The sequence below is a fragment of the Actinomadura sp. 6N118 genome (assembly GCF_044326415.1).
GTDB lineage: Bacteria > Actinomycetota > Actinomycetes > Streptosporangiales > Streptosporangiaceae > Spirillospora.
Genome location: NZ_JBIRAZ010000041.1, coordinates 21,290 through 42,068 on the forward strand (window position 1 = coordinate 21,290; position 20,779 = coordinate 42,068).

24 protein-coding genes are annotated in these 20,779 nt (G+C 71.0%); 8 read left to right on the forward strand and 16 right to left on the reverse strand.

Annotated elements, in window-relative coordinates:
- Positions 1-56: 56 nt before the first annotated feature.
- Positions 57-653 carry an ATP-dependent Clp protease proteolytic subunit gene (locus ACH34W_RS52520; protein ID WP_395968812.1) on the reverse strand — a complete coding sequence of 199 codons (597 nt, stop codon included), beginning with the start codon at positions 651-653 and terminating at the stop codon, positions 57-59.
- A gap of 104 nt (positions 654-757) precedes the next feature.
- Between ACH34W_RS52520 and ACH34W_RS52525 the strand changes: the two genes are divergently transcribed.
- On the forward strand, positions 758-1,699 hold the full coding sequence (locus tag ACH34W_RS52525) for a LysR family transcriptional regulator (RefSeq protein ID WP_395968813.1): 942 nt from the start codon (positions 758-760) through the stop codon (positions 1,697-1,699).
- Between the two features lie 12 nt (positions 1,700-1,711).
- Here the strand turns inward: ACH34W_RS52525 and ACH34W_RS52530 are convergent, their stop codons facing one another.
- The 3 genes from ACH34W_RS52530 to ACH34W_RS52540 form a co-directional block, all read right to left on the reverse strand.
- Entirely contained in the window at positions 1,712-1,936 is a 225-nt protein-coding gene (locus ACH34W_RS52530) for a hypothetical protein (protein WP_395968814.1), read from the reverse strand.
- Between the two features lie 108 nt (positions 1,937-2,044).
- Positions 2,045-3,649, reverse strand: coding sequence for an ABC transporter permease (locus ACH34W_RS52535; RefSeq protein WP_395968815.1), 1,605 nt, complete (start codon positions 3,647-3,649; stop codon positions 2,045-2,047).
- Positions 3,646-4,563 (reverse strand): ATP-binding cassette domain-containing protein, encoded by a 918-nt coding sequence (locus ACH34W_RS52540; protein WP_395968816.1) that lies wholly within the window; start codon positions 4,561-4,563, stop codon positions 3,646-3,648. Before ACH34W_RS52540 ends, ACH34W_RS52535 begins: the two co-directional genes overlap by 4 nt.
- A gap of 89 nt (positions 4,564-4,652) precedes the next feature.
- On the opposite strand from ACH34W_RS52540, the gene ACH34W_RS52545 reads away from it, so the two are divergent.
- Positions 4,653-5,159: a GbsR/MarR family transcriptional regulator gene (locus tag ACH34W_RS52545; protein WP_395968817.1), complete on the forward strand. Its 507-nt coding sequence runs from the start codon at positions 4,653-4,655 to the stop codon at positions 5,157-5,159.
- Positions 5,160-5,230: 71 nt separating this feature from the next.
- A complete protein-coding gene (locus ACH34W_RS52550; RefSeq protein ID WP_395968818.1) occupies positions 5,231-6,829 on the forward strand; it encodes a chromosome segregation ATPase in 1,599 nt (532 codons plus the stop codon).
- 153 nt (positions 6,830-6,982) lie between these two features.
- Here the strand turns inward: ACH34W_RS52550 and ACH34W_RS52555 are convergent, their stop codons facing one another.
- The 3 genes from ACH34W_RS52555 to ACH34W_RS52565 all read right to left on the reverse strand — a co-directional run bounded on the left by ACH34W_RS52555 (position 6,983) and on the right by ACH34W_RS52565 (position 8,710).
- On the reverse strand, positions 6,983-7,198 hold the full coding sequence (locus tag ACH34W_RS52555; protein ID WP_395968819.1) for a hypothetical protein: 216 nt from the start codon (positions 7,196-7,198) through the stop codon (positions 6,983-6,985).
- Between the two features lie 166 nt (positions 7,199-7,364).
- Positions 7,365-8,054, reverse strand: a complete 690-nt coding sequence (locus ACH34W_RS52560) for a hypothetical protein (protein WP_395968820.1) — start codon at positions 8,052-8,054, stop codon at positions 7,365-7,367.
- A 140-nt stretch (positions 8,055-8,194) separates the two neighbouring features.
- Positions 8,195-8,710, reverse strand: coding sequence for a hypothetical protein (locus tag ACH34W_RS52565; protein ID WP_395968821.1), 516 nt, complete (start codon positions 8,708-8,710; stop codon positions 8,195-8,197).
- A gap of 109 nt (positions 8,711-8,819) precedes the next feature.
- Between ACH34W_RS52565 and ACH34W_RS52570 the strand changes: the two genes are divergently transcribed.
- Positions 8,820-9,656: an arginase family protein gene (locus ACH34W_RS52570; RefSeq protein WP_395968822.1), complete on the forward strand. Its 837-nt coding sequence runs from the start codon at positions 8,820-8,822 to the stop codon at positions 9,654-9,656.
- An 85-nt stretch (positions 9,657-9,741) separates the two neighbouring features.
- Here ACH34W_RS52570 and ACH34W_RS52575 read toward each other — a convergent pair whose 3' ends face one another.
- From ACH34W_RS52575 to ACH34W_RS52590, 4 genes are read right to left on the reverse strand one after another with little or no spacing between them, the layout of a single operon-like run.
- Positions 9,742-11,088 (reverse strand): AAA domain-containing protein, encoded by a 1,347-nt coding sequence (locus ACH34W_RS52575; RefSeq protein WP_395968823.1) that lies wholly within the window; start codon positions 11,086-11,088, stop codon positions 9,742-9,744.
- Positions 11,085-12,557 (reverse strand): hypothetical protein, encoded by a 1,473-nt coding sequence (locus tag ACH34W_RS52580; RefSeq protein WP_395968824.1) that lies wholly within the window; start codon positions 12,555-12,557, stop codon positions 11,085-11,087. Before ACH34W_RS52580 ends, ACH34W_RS52575 begins: the two co-directional genes overlap by 4 nt.
- On the reverse strand, positions 12,554-13,642 hold the full coding sequence (locus ACH34W_RS52585) for a hypothetical protein (protein ID WP_395968825.1): 1,089 nt from the start codon (positions 13,640-13,642) through the stop codon (positions 12,554-12,556). Before ACH34W_RS52585 ends, ACH34W_RS52580 begins: the two co-directional genes overlap by 4 nt.
- On the reverse strand, positions 13,639-14,481 hold the full coding sequence (locus ACH34W_RS52590) for a hypothetical protein (protein WP_395968826.1): 843 nt from the start codon (positions 14,479-14,481) through the stop codon (positions 13,639-13,641). The genes ACH34W_RS52585 and ACH34W_RS52590 overlap by 4 nt, the downstream gene beginning before the upstream one ends.
- Positions 14,482-14,655: 174 nt before the next feature.
- Between ACH34W_RS52590 and ACH34W_RS52595 the strand changes: the two genes are divergently transcribed.
- The gene (locus ACH34W_RS52595; protein ID WP_395968827.1) at positions 14,656-15,099 is read left to right on the forward strand and encodes a CBS domain-containing protein; all 444 of its coding nucleotides are present in this window, start codon (positions 14,656-14,658) and stop codon (positions 15,097-15,099) included.
- 72 nt (positions 15,100-15,171) lie between these two features.
- On the opposite strand, the gene ACH34W_RS52600 is transcribed toward ACH34W_RS52595, so the two are convergent.
- The gene (locus ACH34W_RS52600) at positions 15,172-15,783 is read right to left on the reverse strand and encodes a class I SAM-dependent methyltransferase (RefSeq protein ID WP_395968828.1); all 612 of its coding nucleotides are present in this window, start codon (positions 15,781-15,783) and stop codon (positions 15,172-15,174) included.
- Between the two features lie 38 nt (positions 15,784-15,821).
- Complete coding sequence (locus tag ACH34W_RS52605) at positions 15,822-16,214, reverse strand: VOC family protein (protein ID WP_395968829.1); 393 nt, start codon at positions 16,212-16,214, stop codon at positions 15,822-15,824.
- 67 nt (positions 16,215-16,281) lie between these two features.
- Between ACH34W_RS52605 and ACH34W_RS52610 the strand changes: the two genes are divergently transcribed.
- On the forward strand, positions 16,282-16,965 hold the full coding sequence (locus ACH34W_RS52610) for a histidine phosphatase family protein (protein ID WP_395968830.1): 684 nt from the start codon (positions 16,282-16,284) through the stop codon (positions 16,963-16,965).
- 239 nt (positions 16,966-17,204) lie between these two features.
- On the opposite strand, the gene ACH34W_RS52615 is transcribed toward ACH34W_RS52610, so the two are convergent.
- On the reverse strand, positions 17,205-17,660 hold the full coding sequence (locus ACH34W_RS52615) for a DUF6069 family protein (protein WP_395968831.1): 456 nt from the start codon (positions 17,658-17,660) through the stop codon (positions 17,205-17,207).
- 112 nt (positions 17,661-17,772) lie between these two features.
- On the opposite strand from ACH34W_RS52615, the gene ACH34W_RS52620 reads away from it, so the two are divergent.
- Positions 17,773-18,447: a TetR/AcrR family transcriptional regulator gene (locus ACH34W_RS52620; RefSeq protein ID WP_395968832.1), complete on the forward strand. Its 675-nt coding sequence runs from the start codon at positions 17,773-17,775 to the stop codon at positions 18,445-18,447.
- Entirely contained in the window at positions 18,444-18,836 is a 393-nt protein-coding gene (locus ACH34W_RS52625) for a nuclear transport factor 2 family protein (protein ID WP_395968833.1), read from the forward strand. The genes ACH34W_RS52620 and ACH34W_RS52625 overlap by 4 nt, the downstream gene beginning before the upstream one ends.
- Positions 18,837-18,942: 106 nt before the next feature.
- Here ACH34W_RS52625 and ACH34W_RS52630 read toward each other — a convergent pair whose 3' ends face one another.
- Together ACH34W_RS52630 and ACH34W_RS52635 are read right to left on the reverse strand one after the other, a co-directional pair.
- Entirely contained in the window at positions 18,943-19,809 is an 867-nt protein-coding gene (locus tag ACH34W_RS52630) for an NAD(P)-dependent oxidoreductase (protein WP_395968834.1), read from the reverse strand.
- 54 nt (positions 19,810-19,863) lie between these two features.
- A complete protein-coding gene (locus ACH34W_RS52635; RefSeq protein ID WP_395968835.1) occupies positions 19,864-20,760 on the reverse strand; it encodes an alpha/beta fold hydrolase in 897 nt (298 codons plus the stop codon).
- Positions 20,761-20,779: the final 19 nt, after the last annotated feature.

A 20,779-nucleotide genomic window follows, 5' to 3' on the forward strand; every position in this document is an offset into this window, starting at 1 on the left:
TACGCCGGGCGCCCCTACTCCGGTGGTCAGACGCCGGTCACCCCAGCGTCCAGGTGTCAGACGCCGGCGGGCGCGGCGGGGATGCTCGGCACGCTGCCTACCACCTCGTCCACGAAGCCGTAGGCCTGGGCTTCCTCGGCGGTGAACCAGCGGTCACGGTCGGAGTCGGCCTCGATCCGTTCGACGGTCTGGCCGGTGTGGTGGGCGATCAGCCGTTGCATCGTGCGCTTGGTGAAGATCATGTTCTCGGCCTGGACGGCGATGTCGGAGGCCGTGCCGCCGATCCCGCCGGACGGCTGGTGCATCAGGATCCGCGCATGCGGAAGGGCGAAGCGCTTGCCGGGCGTGCCTGCGCAGAGCAGGAACTGGCCCATGGACGCTGTGAAGCCCAGCGACAACGTCGCCACGTCGTTCGGGATGTACTGCATGACGTCGTAGATGGCCATCCCGGCGGTGACGGAGCCGCCGGGGGAGTTGATGTAAAGGTGGATGTCCCGCGTGCGGTCCTCGGCGGACAGCAGCAACATCTCGCCGCAGATCCGGTTGGCGATGGCGTCGTCCACCTCCTGTCCCAGGAAGACGATGCGCTGCTGGAGCAGCCGCTGGAAGACCGGATCGCCGATGGAGAGCGCGGGGGTGGAGTCATTGGTCATGGCGGTATGGGTCATGGCATCAGGAAATCCGCTGCTCATGCCGGGTGTCCAACAGCCGTTGGCGCGATTTTGACAACCGCGGGTTGTGAATCGATCCTGAGGTCATGGACGTGGATCTCCAGGGCATGCGCGCCTTCGTGGCCACTGCCGAGGAGATGCACTTCGGCAGGGCGGCCGAACGGATGTACCTCAGCCAGCAGGCCCTCTCCAAGCGCATCCGGCGGCTCGAAGAGGCGCTCGGGGTTCCGCTGTTCGAACGCACCACACGCCGGGTCGAGCTGACTCCGGCAGGACGCCGCCTGCTGCCGAAGGCGAAAGACGCACTGGCCTCGTTCGAAGCGGCCGTGGACTCCGTGCGGGAGAGCGCCGGGCGGTTGCGAGTGGACGTCTACGACGAGCGGTTCAGCCCCCTCGAAGTGCTCCGCGAGCTGCTCGACCGCGACCCGGAGCTGCGGATCGAGCCCAGCATGCGCCAGGGGCTAGCGGTCGCGCTGCCCGCCGTGTGGAGCCGCGAGATCGACGCCGCGTTCGGCCAGGTCCACGATCTCGGTGCGCCTTTGCCGCCGGAGCTGGAGCACCGGTTGTCGCACGTCCAGCCGATGCACGCGTTCGTCGGCGGCGAGCATCCCCTCGCGGACCGGGAGACGATGCGGCCGGAGGAGCTGCGTGACGCGGGGATCGTGATGCCCGATCCGGGTGACGCCACCGAGGCTCGCGGTTTCCTGACACGGCTCGCGCAGCAGTTCGGCGTCCCGATTCGTTTCACCGAGCCCGCTGTCGGCCTCCGCCACTACGTCGAGATGGTCCGGCGCGAGGGCCGCGCGGTCGCGCTCGGCGAGGCCTCCATCGAGGTGCCAGAGGACTCCGGCCTGCGCCGCATCCGGCTCGTGGATCCTGTGCCGCTGGCCCCGTGGTCGGTTGTCTGGCATCGGCAAAACCGGAACCCGCAGCTGCGCCGGATGTTGCGGCTGCTCGGCACGCCGGACGTTCCGCCGCGTGACGACCCCGGGTACTGGCTGGCCGAGCCCTACCGGCCCACCGGCTGAGTCAGCGCTGAATCAGCTCCTGTGGCCGGCGAAGAGCTCCAGGTGCGCGCACTGCCGGCACCGGAAGGCGTCCACCAGCCAGCGTTCCTTGCCGAATCGCTTCGCGCCGCCGAACACCCCACGCTCCAGAGGCCCGGCGATCCAGCGCGCGAAGCCCTTGGAGGCCTCGCCCGCGTCCTCGATGAAACCCGGCTCCAGGTCGGGCGAGCCGCACTGGGTGCACTTCATTTCGGCCATTCCGGGAGCATATCGACGGGTCATCCCAGGGTGCCTGGGCGTCGAACGGCGGCCCGGGCGCGGCAGGGGAGCGCCGCGTCCCGGGCGGTCGATCGCCGATCGGCAGGCTCAGGTGGTCTCAAGATCGCGGCGGCGGAAGCCGTAGAGACCCGCGACGACGAGGATCGTGGTCAGGGCCAGCAGCCAGGCCAGCGGCGCCACCTGCAGCTCGCCCCCGGGCAGCTTCGGAATATGGGTGAACGGCGAGATGTCCATCACGCTCTGACTGAGCTGGAGAACGGCGCCGAACTGACCGAGCAGGAAGAACAGTGCCAGGGCTCCCCAGACGACGGCGGTGAGCCGGGGGAGCAGCCCGAACAACGCGAGGGCGATGCCGGTGAGAAGCCAGACGGCGGGCAGCTGCACCAGCGCGGCGCCCAGAACACGCGGCAGCTGACCGCCCACGTCACCGGAGTTGATCCCGTGCGCGAAGCCCACGGCGAGGCCGCTCGCCAGCAGCGCGACGGTGGGGCCGAAGAGCGAGAAGGCCAGGTGGCTGGCGACCCAGCCGCTCCGGCTGGTCGCGGTGCCCAGCACCGGCTCGGCCCGGCCTGACGTCTCCTCCGTGCGCATCCGCAGCGCGGCCTGGATGGCATAGCCCGAGGCGATGACGCCCAGAATGCTCAGAGAGGAGGCGAGGAAGGCGTCGATGAGCCCCTCCTGACCGCCGATCCGGGTGAAGTACTTCTCCAGGTCGGGGTTGTCCTCCACCATGGTCTTGACTCCTTCGGCGACGCTGCCGTACACGACGCCCAGGGCGCCGAGCCCAACGGTCCAGCCGAGCAGCGTGGCCCGGTGCAGCCGCCAGGCCAAGCCCAGCGGGGTGGACAGTCCGCGGGCCGCGGTGGCGGGGCCGAGCCGCGGCGGCAGGAAACCGGCGCCGACATCGCGCCGCGCCGAGAGCGCGACCGAGGCGTAGACCAGCGCCAGGATGAGCGCGGCGAACAAGGCCAGCACCCACCACTGCTCGCCGCCGTACGGCCGGAGGCGATTGCCCCAGCCGAGCGGGGACAGCCATGCCAGCCAGGACAGACCGCCGTCCTTTCCGCCGACGTCTGCGGCGAGCCGTACGACGAACAGCACCCCCAGCGTGCCCAGCGCCAGCCCGCGCGCGGCACCCGAGCCCTCCGTGAGTTGTGCGGCCACGCCGGCGATGGCGGCGAAGACGATGCCGACCATGGCCAACTGGAGCCCGAAAGCGACCGATCCGGCGGCCGGCAGGTCCTGGCCCGTCATGCCGAGGGCCAGCAGGGCGCCGATCACCAGGTTGGCGGCGATGGTCACGATCAGTGCCGCGGCCAGCGCGGCGTGCCGCCCGACCACGGTGGCGCCGACGAGTTCCCGCCGGCCGGCCTCCTCCTCGGTGCGGGTGTGGCGGATGACGGTGAGCGCGCTGACCAGGCCCAGCATGACCGGGATGAGCCCGGCGCGCTGGACGACGATGCCCCCGATGCCGTTGTCCCACAGCTGGCCGTACAGTGCCAGGAACGTCGGATTCGTTCCGCTGGTGGACGCGTATTTCGCCTGGTCGGCCCCGGTGGGGTAAAGGTCACGGATGGACGCCACGAAGCTGATCGGCATGAGCCCGAACAGCAGCGTCCAGATCGGCAGCAGGACGCGGTCGCGCCGCACGACGAGCCGCACCAGGCCGCCCGTGCCGGTGAGGGAGGTCATGACGCGGTCCCCTCCGCGTTCTGCACGGCGAGGTCGTCCTCGTAGTGCCGCAGGAACAGCTCTTCCAGCGTCGGCGGCTGGCTGGTGAGGCTCACCACACCGGACTGGACGAGCTGCTTGAGCACCGGGTCGAGCTGGACGCTGTCGACCTCGAACTTGATCTTGGTGCCGTCGATCTCGACGTCGTGCACGCCGGACATCGTGGACAGGCCGTTCGGCGGGCTCGAGAGCTCGGCCTGGATCGAGGTGCGGGTCAGGTGGCGCAGCTCGCTCAGCGTGCCCGACTCCACCGCGCGGCCCTTGCGGATGATGGTCACCCGGTCGCAGAGGGCCTCGACCTCGCTCAGGATGTGGCTGGAGAGCAGGACGGTGCGGCCGCTCTGGCGCTCGTCCTGGATGCACTGCTGGAAGACCTCCTCCATCAGCGGGTCCAGGCCGGAGGTCGGCTCGTCCAGGATGAGCAGCTCGACGTCGGACGCGAGGGCCGCGATGAGGCCGACCTTCTGCCGGTTGCCCTTGGAATAGGCGCGGCCCTTCTTCCTCGGGTCGAGCTCGAACCTTTCGAGGAGGTCCTGGCGGCGCTGCCGGTTGAGCCCGCCGCGCAGCCGGCCCAGCAGGTCGATCACCTCGCCGCCGCTGAGGTTGGGCCACAACGTCACGTCGCCCGGCACGTACGCCAGGCGGCGGTGCAGCTCGGTGGCCTCCCGCCAGGGATCTCCACCCAGGAGCTCGGCGCTGCCGGCGTCGGCCCGGAGCAGCCCGAGCAGGACCCGGATGGTCGTCGACTTGCCCGAGCCGTTCGGGCCCAGGAAGCCGTGCACCTCCCCGCTCGTGACGGTGAGGTCGAGCTCATCGAGCGCGCGCGTGCGGCCGAACGTCTTGACGAGGCCGCGCACAGAGATGGCGGTATTCATAATTCAGAACGTACACTAGTTTCACGAAAACGTGAATCTTATGAATCGGATAAACTGAAGGGGTAGCCGACCTGGGGAGATGATGCCGAGTGACCGACCCGACCCCGTCCGTGCGTGACGGCGAGGCCGTGTCGAGATTCGTCGAGCGGTTCGCCTCGATCCTGATCGAGAGCGGCTGGCCGCGGATGCCCGCACGGGTCTTCGTGGCGCTCATGGTCACCGACTCGGGCGCCCTCACCGCCGCCGAGCTGGCCCAGACGCTCAGGGTCAGTCCCGCCGCGGTCTCCGGCGCGGTCCGCTATCTCACCCGGCTCCACCTGGTCACCCGGGAACGGGAGCCGGGCTCGCGGCGCGACATCTTCCGCGTTCGTGACGAAGCATGGCAGGACGCCCTGGCCAACCGGGACGCCCTCCTCGCCCAGTACTCCGGAGGCTTCGCCGAGGGTGCGGGTGTGGTCGGTCTCGAGACTCCCGCTGGCCGCCGGCTCACCGAGGCGATGGAGTTCTTTGAGTTCATGCGCAAGGAACTCGACGGCCTGATGGACCGCTGGCGGGCCCATCGGGACGCACCACGGCCGGATGGTTCCCCTGGCTGACCGAACGTGGGGGATCCCATATACCCCCCAAGTCACTGCAGCCACGAGTAAGTGTGCGTATCGTTCATCCCATGCCAAACAGCGATGAGCGCGACAATGGCGGCCTCGGGGAGAAGGCCGTGACCTCCAAAGCCGCGGTCCCCGATGACGGCACCACGCCCGGGGGGCAGGCGAGGATCCAGGCAACACAGGCCGCCGCGCCCGCACCGAAGGCCGAGACAGCCGTGGCGCGCGTCGGCGATCCGGTCGCGGTGTGGCCGTGCGCCAATTGCAGCCGGCCCGTGCCCCAGCCCATGGGGGCCGTTCGCACGATTCGCTATTGCCAGGACAACGACGGCGCCTGTGCGCGTGAGGCCCTGGAACGCCGCGAGCGCGGCCGGGACGCGCCGGGCCTGACCGGCCAGGTCGCCTCGACCTGGGAGATGGTCGAACGCCTGGAGCAGACGGCCGACCTCCTCGCCGAATCGCTGACCTCCGAGCTGAGCGTCGCCGGTGTGGAGAAGCGCGTCGCCGAGGTGCGAGCCGAGGCCGCCCGCGAGCTGTCGATCGCGCAGAACGAGCGCGACGCGTCCCAGCGGCAGGCCGAGGAGGCCTGGCAGGAGGCGGCCACGGCCCGGCAGCGCGCCGAGGCCGCCGAGAAGGACGCCGGCGGCGCCCGCGAGGAGGCCAAGCTCGCGACCGCCAAGCGCGACGCCGCCCAGCAGGCCTGGGAGGAGGCGCACCAGATCGCGCAGCAGGCGGTGTCGGCCAAGCTCGCCGCCGAGAGTGAACGCGACCGCGTCGCGGCCCGCGAGACCGAACTCCTCGCCGCGCTCGAATCGAGCCGCGCCGAGCTCGTGACCCTGCACGCCAAGCTCGCCGAGACCGAGGGCGCGGTCGAGACACACCGCGTCGAGGCGGCGGTGGCCAAACAGGGGGCCGAGGACCTGCGTACCGCGATGCGCGATGCCGAGGCGCAGCGCCAGCGGGCCATGCAGTCCGCCAGCAAGGCCGAGGCCGAGCGCACCGCCGCGCACCGCGCGAAGTCGGAGGCCGAGGCCGAGGCGGCGCGTGCCGCCTCCCGGGCCGAGGAGGCCGCCAAGGAACGCGACGCCGCGCAGACGACGGCGCAGCAGGCCATCGCCGAGCGCGACGAGCTCAACACCACGATCAGCGACCAGGCGCTCCAGCTGCGTCAGCTCTCCCAGTCGGTCGCCGAGCAGCAGGCCGCGCTCACCGCGCTGGCCGAGGAACGGGACGCGGCCCGCGCCGAGGCCGACCGCGCACGCCGCCAGATCGACCAGCTGACCCACAACACCCTCTCGTCCAACATCCCGCCCGGTGGAGCACAGCACCAGCCTGCGGGAGCACAGCACCAGGGAGTCCCCGCGCACGGGACCGCGGCGTCGCCACTGGGCGCGCCCCCAGGCCGTTCGCAGACCGGTGGCTACGCCCAGCCCGGCGACCCGTCGTTGCGGAGCGGCCCCTATCCGACGCCTCCGCCCAACGGTCTCGGACAGCCCCCGGCGCCCGGCAGCCACCCGATGAACGGCAGCCCTCAGATGAGCGGCGGCCCTCAGATGAGCGGCGGCAACCCGATGGGCGGCGGCCAGCCAATGAACGGCGGCAACCCGCACCTGCGGGACGACCTCGTGATCGACCGCGAGGACCCCCTCTTCACCGGCCCCTGACCCCGGAATATCGCGGGCACCGCGCCGGGCGCTGCGGCGCTGCGGCCCAGCGCGCTGCGGCCCAGGGCATTGTGGGCACGGGCGCTCTGGGCACGGGCACTGAGCGCACGGGCACTGAGCGGTGCGGGGTGCTCAGTGCCGCCGTGCGATCTTTCAGCGGTGCCGGGCGATCAGGTAGATCACCAGGAGCGAGGCGCTGACGATCAGGACGGCGTGCAGCCGCTCCCGGACCGCCGTATGACGCAGGTTGGAGACGCGCTGCCGGCCGACGCGCACGTCGAAGATTGCTCGGCGGGCACGCTCCCAGGAGATGCCCATGTAGGCCGCGAGCGCCGCCACACAGAGGATGAGGAATCCACTTCCGCTCATCTGGCCCGACCTCCGTTGGTCGCGGGTGCTCAGACTGAACGCATTGAAGCCATCCTGCCCCGCCGGATTGGCGTCACGCGACACATTTCCGACGCTTCATCCATGAAGGGGGCGAGCGTCGGCTGACAAGCGGGACGGAAGTCCTGGTCCGCCCGGGACTTCGGTCTCACGGCCTGAAGCGGTCAGGGTCGATCTCGATCCATATCTGCTCCGCGCGGCCCAGCAGCCGTCCGTCCGCTCCGTACGCCGCCGTGGCCGCGTGCAGTTTGCGGCCCTCGCGGGTGCGCGCAAGCCCCATCACGACGCACTGCTCGCCGGCCGCCGGGAGATCGGCCACCTGTGCGGTCATCGTGCCCAGCACCGCAGGGCGGCCCGCCGGGTCGAACGCCCAGCCGCCGGGGCAGTCCAGCGCCGCCCACACCGTCTCCGGCCCGGCCGCCCCGTCGGGCGTCCAGGGGGAGGCCACGGTGCCTTCGCCCACCGGGCCGGGCTCCAGCCGGAGGCCGTCACCGGGCTCGCGGTCGGGGCCGCACACGAAGCAGCGGGGGAACGGGTGGTTTTCGGTGGTCCGGAACTTCTCCGCCGCCTCCAGCGCCGCCTCGTACGGCACAGGCGGCACCGGCGGCACCACGATCGCACCGGCCAGCGCCTCGGCGATCAGCAGCTCACCGTGCCACAGCCGCACACTGTGGCCGCGCTCGTCCTCCTGCGTGACGGACAGGGGAGTGGCCAGCGGCGGTGGGAGGCGCAGCGTCACGGTGACCGTGCCGGCCGAGACGTGCCCGGCCAGCAGACCCGCCACGTAGCCGCCGTTGCCCGAGCCGTCGGGCCCGCAGAACCGCGTCTCGATGTACACACCAACCCCCGAAAGTTCGGAATCCGACCAAAACGCGAACGATCCTATTGAGGCGGTCGGACATTCCCGAGCCCGGGGTCCGGGCATGCCTCACCGCTCCATGTGCGGTTGGACGCCCTGAGGTGGGACGAGGTTCAGGCTCAGAGGGCGCGGGACGGCTGGGGGCGCCCCGGGCGGGTGGTGAAGAACACGGAGAACGAACCCTTGAGGCGGGCCCGCACGGTCTCCTCGTCGACCGGGCCGTCCGCTGGAACGGGGGTGAGCTCCAGGGCACGCGCGATCAGGAGCTCGATCTTGCGGTCGGCCACCAGGACCGAGCAGGTGTCGCAGGAGTACCACGGGTAGAGCATGTTGAGCACGGCCACGGCCGTGTCGTCGTCGGACAGCTGGGTGGTGTCCAGCTCGACCTCGAACATGTCGGTGTCTTCGGGGTCCAGGGTCGGGTAGTAGAGCCAGCTCGGACCGGCGACACCGCAGAAGTCGCAGTCGTGGTCGCGCGGGGCCGCGCTGCCGACCGCGAGCTCCAGCTCGTGGTCCCAGGGCTCCACCCGCTGGTTGTGGCGGTATCCCACGCCGTCCAGCGTGCCTTCCCGGTTGTGCGTGACGTCGTGCACCTCACCGCCGCAGCGGGCGCACATGAAGCCGATTTCCTCCATGCCCCCTCCGGTGATCGCTGTGGCACCGGATCTCACAGTATCCGGCACCGGGCCCGCCTCGTACCCAGTCCACGCGGGGAGGGCGGTTACAGGTGGTAAAGATAGGCACATGGTGGACATCTCGGTGGTCGAAGTTCCGCAATGGCAGGGGTCGAGTGTCGCGGCGGCGCGCGCCCGGCGGCTCGCCGACGGCGCGCACCTCCTGGCGGAGGCCGTACCGGCGGTCCGCCGGTACACGGTCACCGTGCCCGACGAGGCAGGAGCGGAAACGGGTGACGTGCGTGGCCTGGACGTCCTCGCCGAGATCGCAGCGGGTGCCCGCGCACGCATCGCGGCAGCCGAAGGTGAAGTCGTGGTCACTGTCGGTGGCGACTGCGGCGTCGAGCTCGCTCCGGTGTCAGCGGCCGTCGCCCAGCATGGGGACGCGCTCGCCGTCGTCTGGTTCGACGCCCACGGAGATCTCAACACCCCGGAGTCGTCACCGTCCGGCGCGTTCCACGGCATGATCCTGCGCACCCTGCTGGGTGAGGGGCCCGGCGAGCTGATTCCGCCGCGCCCGCTGAGCCCGGCTCAGGTTGTGCTGGCGGGCGCACGGGCGCTCGATCCGGGGGAACTCGCGTATATCGAGGCCACTGGCATACGGCATGTGACCGTGGAGACGCTCAAGGATCCCGCCGACGTCGTCGAGGCGGTCGCCGCCACCGGCGCGCGGGTCGTCTACGTCCACATTGACCTGGACGTACTGGACCCCGAGTCGTTCGCGTCGCTCAGCTACCCGGAGCCCGGCGGCATCACTCCGGCACAGCTGGGGGCCTCCGTGCGCGCGCTCACCGAACGCTTCGAGATCGCAGGGCTCGGCATCACCGAATACCAGCCGGACCGCCCCCAGGATCAGGAGACGCTGCGCGCCCTCGTGCCGGGGCTCCTGGGCGTTCCGCCGGCGTGAAGATCCTTCTTTGACCACACGCTGCTGTTGCGCGACGGCGGCGTAGTGGCCGCTGGACCGCCACCGCGCTGGTCGCGCGCAGTCATCAGAGGTGTGAGCGGACTCGGTGGGCACCGAGATGGGCGAGGACGGACTGGTTGGCCTCCCAGCCGTCCGGGAACTTGACCGGCACGCCCAGGTGCACCGGCTCGGTCGACGGATGGGCGTCCAGCAGCTCGGGGATCCCGGCGCGTGCGACGACGATGCACGCGTGGCGATGGCGGGACGTGAGGACGCACAGCCGTCCTGACTCCAGATGGAACGCGGTCGCGTCGCGGCGGCCGGAGAGCGGATGCAGGACGACCGTCACGTCGTACTCGCGGCCCTGCAGGCGATTGGCCGTATCGACGGTGATGCCCGCGCCGTGTTGGCCGAGCATGGCGCGGATGGCTGTGACCTGGTCGCGGTGGGCGGCTCCGATGGCGATGCGGTCCGCGCCGACAGGGGACGTGCCGAGCTCCGAGTGGGCGACGCCACCGCGCTGCAGCAGCCGCACAGCCAGTGCCGCCGTCGCCTGGATCGCCTCGCCATCCGTACGAAGCGCATGCCTGGCGGGAAGCTCGTAGAGAGCCCAGCCACTCGCGGCTGCCTCGTCCAGCGCACGGTCGTAGGTGGTGCCCATGCCGCCCGCGCCGAACTCCAGCAGGCGGTCGCCCGGCCCGGTGCCCGAGCGGAAACCGGTGAACGGGTAGAACGCGTCCGACACAACCGGCGCCGCCGAGGCGGGAAGCCGCCACGAGACCGGCAGCCGGTGCACGGGCAGGTCGGGGTTGTGCGCGAGCAGTACCGAGACGGCGCTGCGCATCGGGTCCCAGGACAGCCCGGCCCAGCGTTCGACCTCGACCGTGGAGAACGGGTCGAGCTGGCCTGGGTCGCCCACGAACAACGCCCGCTCGAAGCGGCCCGCGATGCGCAGCAACATGTCCGAGCGCATCTGGTACGCCTCGTCCACGATCGCCCAAGCCCACGAGCCCTCGGTGAGGGTCGCCCACTTGGCCGCCGTGGCGATCACCACGGTCCGGTCGGCGAGGTCGTCGGCCTTCGTCGCGACGCGCACCGACGGGTGCCCCGTGACGCGCCCGGACGGCACGTAGGTCGAGGCCGACAGGCGGCCGAGGCTCACCTCCGGGTGCTTGCCCGCGATCCGTTCGATCAGGTCGTCGACCTGCTCGTTGGTCTGCGCCACGATCATCAGGCGGTCGCCGGCGGCGGCCAGATGCGCGGCGGCGCGGACGACCAGCGTGGACTTGCCCGCGCCGGGCGGCGAGTCGACGACCACGCCGCGGTGGCCGCCGTGCAGGTCGGCGAGCACGGCATCGACCACCTGCTTCGCCGCCACGGACGGGTCCAGGTCCGTGCGCGCCGGGCCCGGCGCTGCCGTTGTATCGATCATGACCACTCCTCCGCCGCGTCCTCGTCCGTCGGCACGTAGTCCTCAGGTGGCCCGCCGTGGGTCCACGGCGTGTCCTCCCGTTCGGGAAACTTCGCCGCGCCCCACGACCCGGTGCCGAGCGAGGTGAAGCACACCCGCTGGCCGGGCTCCGGCACGACCCCTGGCTCGGGGACCAGCTTGCGGCCCATGCCGCCGGTCAGCTCCAGCAGCACCTCGCCGGCCGCGCCGAACTCGATGATCTTCCCCTTGAGCGAGGGCCGGGCGGCGTCGCAGACGGTCGTGCCGACGTCCAGCTGGAGCGGGTCCTCGGTGGCGACGCGGAGGTGCGGGCGGAGCTTGGGACGCTTGCCCGACTCGTCCAGCCGGGTCGGTTCGCTCTCGGTGACGACGCCGCCGAACGCCTGTCCCGCCAGCCGGTGCTCGGCCATGACCAAGGGGTCGTCGAACGCCCGCTGCGCGTCATAGGCGTCCTGCGCGCGTTCCAGGTCGTGCAGGCGGCGCGCGGCCCGGACGGCGGGATCGCGGCGGGCCTGCGGGTGGCCCTCGTCGAACGTCGAGTGGTACCAGGTGAACGAGTCGCGGTCGCGTTCCCAGCGTGCCGCGACGCTCGCGCCCTCCGGCAGGGCCCGCAGCAGCCCGATCGCGTCCCACATGAGCTCCCACGTCGGCCTGAGCTGGCCGTCCAGGACGGAGCGGACCCGTTCCTCCGCACGGTCGTCACCCGACTGGTCGAACGCGGCGATCGCAGGAGCGAGCACCTCGTTGTCGAACGTGGGATCGGTGGCCGGTCCGGCGGGCGGGCAGGTCACCGGATCCTCGGCGCGGGCGGCGGCCGCGGGCCCGTCCAGCCCGTCCGGCGGATCGATCCAGCCGAGCAGCGCGGCCAGGTTGCCGTCCTCCAGCGAGCTCTGACCGGTGGCCCAGTGCAGCCGCAGCGTCTCGGTCATCGTCATGAGCAGGCACGCACCCGGCTTGTCGTGCCGGTCGGCGAACCACGTCAGCCAGCGGCCGAGCCTCGGCACCGCGGGATCCACCGCGTAGGGCCCGTCGGTGCGCCGGAACCGCGTCGAGCGCCCCAGCATCCGCAGGAACCCGACGCCGGCGCGGTTGGGCACCAGAAGTTGCGGCGCGTCCCCGTACCTGACACGTTCCTCGCCGTCCTTCCCTGGCGGCAGTTCCTCGGTCGCACCGCGGCTCGACTCGATGTACTCCAGTACGAGCTTGGCCAGGTCGGCCGCGAACGCGAACCGCAGATCGCGATTGCGCGGCTGCGGCACCACGAGCAGGGTCGGCTCGGCGCGCTCGGTGCCCAGCATGACCGCGAGCGGCGCCGCCGCCTCCCCGGCGAGCTTGAGCGGGACCATGACCAGCGGCTCAGCGGTGACGTGGCAGTGCCGCACTGTGGCGAGCGGCTGTGCCCGGCCGGTGGCGACGGCCTCCAGCTGTGCCAGCGAAGAGAGCACACTCATGCGGTGAGGCTCTCCCGGCGCAGGCGGGCGGCGGTACGGAGCCGTTCGGCGGTCTCAGCGAGATCGGGCGACGGGTCGAGCGAACCATCGGCGAGCGCCAGCGCGGTGCCGATCGAGTCGACACCGCCGAGGTCGTCGCGGACCGCCTTGCCGAGCACACCGGTGCCGCCGCACGCGCGTGCCTCGTCCCGGCAGAAGAACGCCATCTCGCAGCTCGCCATGCACTCGGGCGCGTACCGGGCCTCGACCGTGCGCACCGCGTCCGGGAGCTCCTCGGCCTCCAGCTCGAACGTCAGATCGTCAGGGAGATCGCCGACGATCTGCTCAACGCGGGTGAGCCGGGCCAGCTGGCGTTCGACCACCGCCAGCTGCGGGCGGACGTCGAGCCGTGTCGCGGAGGGCCGATTGGAGAAGTTCTCGGGGCAGACCAGGAACACCTCGTGTGACACGCGTTCGGCGGGCTCGCCCAGCTCGCCCAGCAGCCTGCGCAGCGCGAGCACGTACACCGCGGACTGCCGGGCGGCGGCCGCGACCTGTTCGGGCTCGGCCTGACCGTCGATGACGGCGAACGACTTGATCTCGACGATGTGGAAGCGGCCGCCCAGCTGGAACGCGATGACGTCGGGCTCCAGGTAGGCGGGTTGCCCGGCGATGTCCAGCCGCAGCAGCGGATGGTCGAACAGCGTGCCCTCACCGCTGCTCAGGGCCCGTTTGAGCAGCCGCCGCGTGCGCGCGTGCCGGAGCTCGCGGCCCTCGTTGCCGGCGACCACCTCGAGGTCGTCGTAGGCGACTTCGGGCACGTCCAGGCCGAGGCCGTCGCGGAGCAGGGTGAGCAACTCGGCGCAGCCGTCGGCCTTGACCTGGGCCTCGAACGCGTTGCCGCGGGTGATGGCGAACTGCGACTGGCCGAACGGAGCGGGGAAGCCCAGCACGCGGGCGACCGCGTCCTTGTCCACCCCTGCGGCGTCCATGATCCCACGCCGGGCGCAACCGGGGTTGGCCGTCAGCGCCGCGATCGTGCGGGCGTCATGGTTGCGGGGCTCGGCGCCACCGCGCAGGCGTTCCAGTGCGCTGTCGTGCGTCATCGCTTGTTCTCTCCGTCAGGGCCGTTGCCGCTTCCGTTGCCGGTCCGGCGCAGGGCGTGCAGGCGGCTGCCGAACAGCCGTCCGGCGTCGTCGAGCTGGGCCTGGGCGCGCTCGGCTGCCCGCTCCCGCTGGTGGCGGTCGGCCTCCACGTGAACGTCCAGCTCCGCCTGGGCGGCCTCGGCCAGCACCGCCGGATCGACTGTACCGACCGTCCCCGCCGTCGCACCGGGAATGTTGGCCGCGAAACGCCACAGGAGCCGCTGCACACCGGAGTCGTCCGGGCCGCGCCCGGCCTGCTCCGCGACCCGGACGGCCGCGCTGAGGAAGTCGGCGCGGGCGCTGAGCGGGCCGACGATCCGCTGGGCCTGCGGCCAGGTGCTCACCGTGAGCAGGCCGCGGGCAGGGGCGAGCAGGTCGGCGGTCAGCGCCGGGCACAGATAGTAGGGCCGCGCGTACGGTGCCGTCCGGAACGAACGTTCCTCGTCGCGGCGCAAGCTCGTCAGCCGTGTCCCGGAAACCTCGCCGGGGAAGAACGCTGCGTACACCGAGCCGATCAGTTTGGGCGCGGCGGGCACGCCGAGGAGTGTGAGCGCCTGGTGGACCTGGTCGCGGACCGGCACGAGCGGGCGCCGCACGTCTTCCCCCGGGCCGGAACCCAGCACCGCCTCGTCCCAGGCCTCCTCGGCCCGGCGCAGCTCGCTCCGCAACACCCGCGCGGCCTGCCGGTCGCCGTTCGCGATCGCCCTGCGGACCGCCGCGCGCAACTCACCGATGCGAGCCTCCAGCGCGTCGGCACCCGCGGACGTCTCGGCGGGCGGCACGTCGGGGGCGGCGGGCATGGCGGAGACTGTAGCGCGGCCTCCAGACAGTTCCAGTGATTTCCAGCTTTACTGCTGGTCGGTGGCTTGGGAGGCTTTGCTTGAACGGGGCATTCCGTGACGCGGCCTTTGCCCTAGAAAGTCGCGCTGGGGGAATTGTCTGATCGACACCAGATCTTCAACGGAGGGGGTTTCATGACCACGGCACGCGACATCATGCACCCGGGCGCCGAATGCATCGGAGAGGACGACAGCCTGCGCGACGCGGCCCGGAAGATGCGCGAGCTCGATGTCGGCTCGCTGCCCATCTGCGGCAACGACGACAAGCTCCACGGCATCATCACCGACCGCGACATCGTGGTGGGCTGTGTCGCGCGGGGCAAGGACCCCGCGAAGGTCAAGGCCGGTGAGTTCGGCCAGCAGCGGCTGCACATGGTGAGCGCCACCGACGACGCCGACGCGGTCGTACGGATGATGGAACGCCACCAGATCCGCCGGGTCCCCGTCATCGAGAACAAGCGGCTGGTCGGCATGATCAGTGAGGCGGACCTGGCCCAGCACCTTCCGGAGGAGAAGCTGGCCCGGTTCGTCGAGAACGTCTACGCCCCGAGCCGCAAGGCCGGCAGCACCACCGGCTGACACCGCAGCTGACACCGCCGGGCTGACAGCGCCGGCTGACTCCGCAGGCTGACTCCGCGGCTGGCCGGCCGCTCAGCGTGGCTTGCGCCAGGCGATCGAGTAGCGCCACAGCAGATGGCGCCGGAAGACCGCGCCCGGCAGCAGCCGCAACGCCTCGCCGCGCACCTCGCCCCACGTCATCGTGGGATCGGCGACCGGTGCGTCCGGGTCACCCGCCGTGGCGCGGTTACGCAACTTGTGGAAGTAGTGCGCCGGGAGCCCAGCCGCACCGAACGCCAGGTCCCTGGGCCCGGCGTTGCCGGCCAGGCTGATCACGACAAGGCTGCCGCCGGGACGCAGGGCCTTGGACATGGCGGTGATGGCCGCAGTGAAGTCCATGTGGTGGATGGTCGCCACGCTGCAGATGAAGTCGTGGCTCTCGGGCTTCAAGTCGTAGGCGAGGAAGTCGGCCTCGACGAAGTCGACGTTCGCCAGCCCGGCGCTCAGCGTGCGCGCCCGCTCGACCATCTCCGGCGCGCGGTCGATGCCGGTGACGTGTTCCGCGCGCCGTGCGAGCTTGCGTACGAGCAGCCCGTCACCGCAGCCGACGTCGAGAGCCTTACCGCACCCGCGTGGGACCGAGCTGAGCACGAGCCGGTGGTAGTGGGTGTTGTGGTTCCAATACGCGTCGGGCGGGGACGTCATCGTGCTCCCTGGTCTCAGGATGTGCGGTGGGCTGGTCCTCAGGGCGTGCGCTGATCGCGGCGCAGCGGGTGGTCTTCGGGGACCTCGACCAGCACGATACGCACCCCTTCCGGGTCCTTGATCCACATTTCGAGCAGCCCCCACGGCTCCTCGCGGGGTTCACGGGTGATCGTCACTCCGGCGGCGACGAGGCGTTCGTGTTCGGCCCGCACGTCGCGTACCTGGAGCCAGATCATCGGCGCGCCGCCCTCGCCGGGGGAGTGGCCGCCGGAGACCTCCAGGAAGCCGGAGCCCAGGAAGAAGACCACTCCTGGTGACTCCGGCGGTCCGAACTCACGGTAGACCGCGAGTCCCAGCACGTCGCGGTAGAAGTGGCGGCTGCGCTCAGGATCCGCAGGGCGCAGCAGGATCCGGCTGCTCAGGACCTCCATGATGGTTACCTCCCTGCCCGCCATCCTCTCTTGTTGGCCACAGCCCGGGCATGCCAGCCTGTCCCTCGTGCGCGTATGGCTGATCAGGCACGGCGAGAGCGAGTCCAACGCGGGCTTGCCGACCAATGGCCCCGGGACCTCTCCGCTCACCCGGCTGGGCCGTCACCAGGCGGAACGAGTCGCCGCCTCGTTCCCGGAGCCGCCCGACCTCATCGTGAGCTCCTCGTTCGTCCGGGCGCGCGAGACCGCCGCGCCGACCCGGGAGCGTTTCCCCGAGGTGCCGTACGAGGAGTGGCCGGTCCAGGAGTTCACCTATCTCGGGAGCCTGCACGGGCCCAGCACGACCGGCGCGGAGCGCCGCCCGTTCGCCGATGCCTACTGGGACCGTTCCGACCCCGCCTACGTCAACGGTGGCGGCGGCGAGTCCTTCCACGACCTGATCGCGCGGGCCCGTGCATGCGTGACCCGCTTGACGGAACGCCCGGAAGACGGGCTCATCGCGGTCTTCACGCACGGAATCTTCATGCGGGCGCTCCTCTGGTCTCTGTTCACGGGCACCGTCGCCCCGGACCCCGCCGCCATGCGTGCCTTCCGCACGTTCACCGCCACCTGCGTCGTGCCGAACGGCGCCATCGTCGAGCTGCGTCCAGGCGGTCCCGAGGGCCTCCGGGCGGTGGCCGGAGCCACGGCACACCTCCCCGCCCCGCTGACCTCCTCTCCGCCTCCCGTCACCGAGTCCGCCTCCTCCTAGGCAGTGCCGCACGGTCTTCCTCCTAGGCATTGCCGCACGGACTTCGAGGTTGATCCGCAGCAGCCGCTGTGCCTCGTCGTCATCGGTCTCACTCACTCGCACCCGTTCACCCATGCCCGCAGTCTGAAACGACCACGCCCGCCGATCCGGGAGACCGACGGGCGTGTCACACCGTCAAACGAGGCGAACGTTGTCTGCCGCGCTAGTACCGCGATTGCGCGGGCCAGCTCGGCCGGTCGCTATCGGGTGCGGACGGGCAGGCGGCCGGCGACCAGCGGGATGACGATCAGCGCGGCCGTGAGGTGGGTGGCGATCAGGGTGAGCCTCGTCGAGACCGTCGCCGAGATGAGCAGGTCGGGCACGATCGACAGCGCGGTGAGGGCGATGGTGACCGTGAGGAACATGCGCTTGGGTGACGCGGCCCAGCGGCGCAGCGCCACGGCCAGCAGCACGCCGATCGCGCTGAAAAGCAGTGTCAGCTGGGTGAAGCCGAGCAGCGGGATCGCCTCGCCGTCGATCTTCAGGGGGACCCCCGCGCCCCTGGCGACGGCGGCGGCAACGGTGGTGGCCACGGCGGCGGCGACGCAGGCGAACAGGCCGGTGCGCCACATCGGGAGGGTGCGGGCGGTGGTCGTGTCGCCGGTCATCGGAACCTGGGCGGTGCCGAGGCTGCTGGAGGTGACGTTGCTCGTCATGGTCTGACCTGACCTTTCGCGTGGGGAGTAATCTCCGATGGAAGCAATGTGTCCATCGGACACTTGATGTAAGCTAGACACATCGTGGTCGGGTTGACAAGAGGTTGGTGAGATGAAGGCGCTCTGGGATCTCCGCGACCAGCCGGAGAAGAAACCGCGTATGCCGCTCTCGGTGTCCGCGATCGTCGAGTCGGCGATCGCGATCGCCGACGGAGATGGCATCGAGGCGGTCTCCATGCAGCGCGTCGCCGCCGATCTCGGCTTCACCAAGATGTCGCTCTACCGCCACGTCTCGAACAAGTCCGAGCTGCTCAGCATCATGATCGACACAGCGGTGGGAGAACCGCCCGACCTGAGCGAGGTGCCCGGTGGCTGGCGCGCCAAGCTGGAGGAGTTCGTCCGGCGGCTCGCCGAGGTCTGGCGGCAGCACCCCTGGCTGCCCACCGTCACCGTGGGCGCCCGCGTCATGGGCCCACGCGAGACCGGATGGACCGAGAGCGCGGTGGCCGCGCTGGCCGGAACCGGACTCACCGGCGACGAGCGCATGGCCGCCGCGTTCGTGCTTTTCGGGCACGTCCGCAACACCCAGTCCTTGACCACGGCCGGTACCCAGGCCTGGTCGGGCGGCAGCGAGATGGCCGAACTGATCCGCAGCCGGGCGGACCTGTTCCCCGAGCTCAGCGAGGCGCTCAGCGGCCCCACGCCGGCCCTGGACGACAACGCCCGCGCCTTCGGCCTGGACCGCCTCCTCGACGGCCTGGCCACCCTTATCGAGGAGCGCTCTTGACCGCCCGCACGCTGGCCGCGACCTACCTCGCCGCCCTTGAGCGCGGCGACCTGGAGGGCGTCCTAGCGCTCTTCCACCCTGAGGCGATCGTCCACTCCCCGCTGTACGGGCCCTCGCCCGCCGCGGAGTTCTACCCCAGACTGCTCACCGACACCGGCCGCTCCGAACTCCACCTCCGTGGCGTCACCCAGGGCGAGCGCCTCGTCGGCGTCTGGTTCGACTTCGACTGGACACTGCCCTCGGGCACCGCAGCCGGCTTCGAATGCGTGGACATCCTGGAACTCGACGACGAGGGACTGATCACCAACCTGCGCATCTTCTACGACACCGTGACCACCCGCACGGCGTTCGAACGCGAGACGGGCGGCTCCTGGCGCCCCACCACCTGACGCTCCTGGCACCCCACCGGCCGCCCCTCACTCACGACCCCGTGACGCCACCGCGCAAAGAGCCCCAGAGCCAGGCCCCAGGGCTCAGCGACAGAGGCCGGATGGCTCAAGCCGGGAAACTGGCGAAGTAGCTCGCGGCCATGTCCTCGTCACCGTGGCCCAGGGCGAGCGCGCGCCGGAAACGTTCTCCCGCCGCTTCGGTCATGTCCAGCCGGACGCCTGCCCTGGCGGCCGCCTCGGCGACCAGCCGCGTGTCCTTTTCGGCGTTGCGCACGGCGAAGCTCGGCGTGAAGTCGTCGGTGAGAATGGCCTTCAGCTTCGCCTGAAGGTAGGGGTTGTCCATCGGGCCCCCGGTGATGAGCTCGCGGAAGAGCGCCGGATCGAGACCCAGGGCCTTGGTCAGCGCGACCGACTCGCCGATGATCGACGTCATGGAGATGGCGAGGTTGACGCCGGCCAGCTTGAGCCGGGTGGCGGTGCCCTCGGCGCCCTCGGTGCCCAGCCACAGCGTCTTCTGGCCGACCGCGCCGAACACCGGCTCCAGTGCGGAACGCACCGACTCGGGACCGGCGGCCAGGATGACCAGCTGACCGTCCTCGGCGGGCTGCTTCGTGCCTTGAACGGGAGCGTCCACCAACGTCAGGCCGTACTCGGACGCCAGCACGGCAAGAGGGTGCATCGCGGCAATGCCCACCGTGCTCATCTGTGCCCAGATCTGCCCGGAACGGAGCGCCGGCACGGCCGACTCCATGGTCGAGAGAACGGCGTCACCATCGTTCAGCATCGTGATGATGATGTCCGCGTTCTCGACGGCCTCGGCCGGCGATCCGGACACGACCGCGCCGTCGGCCGAGAGAGGCTCCGCCTTGGCCCTCGTACGGTTCCAGGCGTTGACCGCGAGGCCCTCCTTGAGGAGGTTGCGGGCCATCGGGGCACCCATGATCCCGGTGCCGAGCAGCGCGACGGTAGGCATGATCTCCTGCTTCCTGATGCGAACGTCCCTATTCGAACGTCCTTATTCGAATGGTCACATGAGCCTTCCCTCTGTGGGCCGTAGAGATGCCGTTTCGGCCAGGAAGTCAGCGATCGTCGCGGCGAGCTCGCCGGGACGATCCTCGGGGATGGCCGTGTAGCAGTCGGGGATCGTGACCAGGCGCGCGTCGGTGAGCACTTCCGCGAGCCGGCGGCCGTCCTCGGCCGGAAACAGCCGGTCGTCCCCGGCCCGCACGACCAGCGCCGGACCGGTGAATTCGTGCAGCCGCTCCGCGGTGTCGCGCGTCCAGGCGCGGTCGAAGGCCAGCAACAGGTCGCGCATGTCCCGCCGGACGCCGGGGCTGCGCAGGCCGGGCTCGATGTACGAGCGCGTCGCCGCCTCGTCGATCGGGTACTTCGCGAACCATCCGTACGCGATGGGCAGCCGCCGGAAGGCCCGGACCCGCATTGCCTGGAGGGACAGCCAGGGCATCCCCGGCACGTGCGCGGACGCGACGACGAGCCCGAACGGGCGGGGCGGGAAGACGTCGAACGCGTCGCACGGCGTCAGCACGATGCGCGCGAGGCGTTCGGGATGGTCGACCGCGGTGCGCTGGACGACCGCCCCGCCCGAGTCGTTTCCGATCAGCGTGACGCCGCGCAGGTCGAGCGCGGTGAGGAAGTCGGCCACGAGCTGGGCCATCCCCGGCAGGGAGAAGTCGGCCGGCCGCTTGAGCGGCACCCGGTGTGCCCCCGCCGGCCAGTCGGGGGTGACGCACCGGTAGGTGCCGGCCAGCCTCGGGACGACCTTCCTCCACAGATCCCCGTTCATCAGGAAGCCGTGGACGAACACCAGCACCGGGCCGTCCTCTGGACCGGTGACCCGATAGCGGATGACGCCTTGGGGAAGCCGTGCCTCATGCGCCTCGCCGAGAGCCGTGCTCTGTGCCATGCCGGACACCTCCCGTACT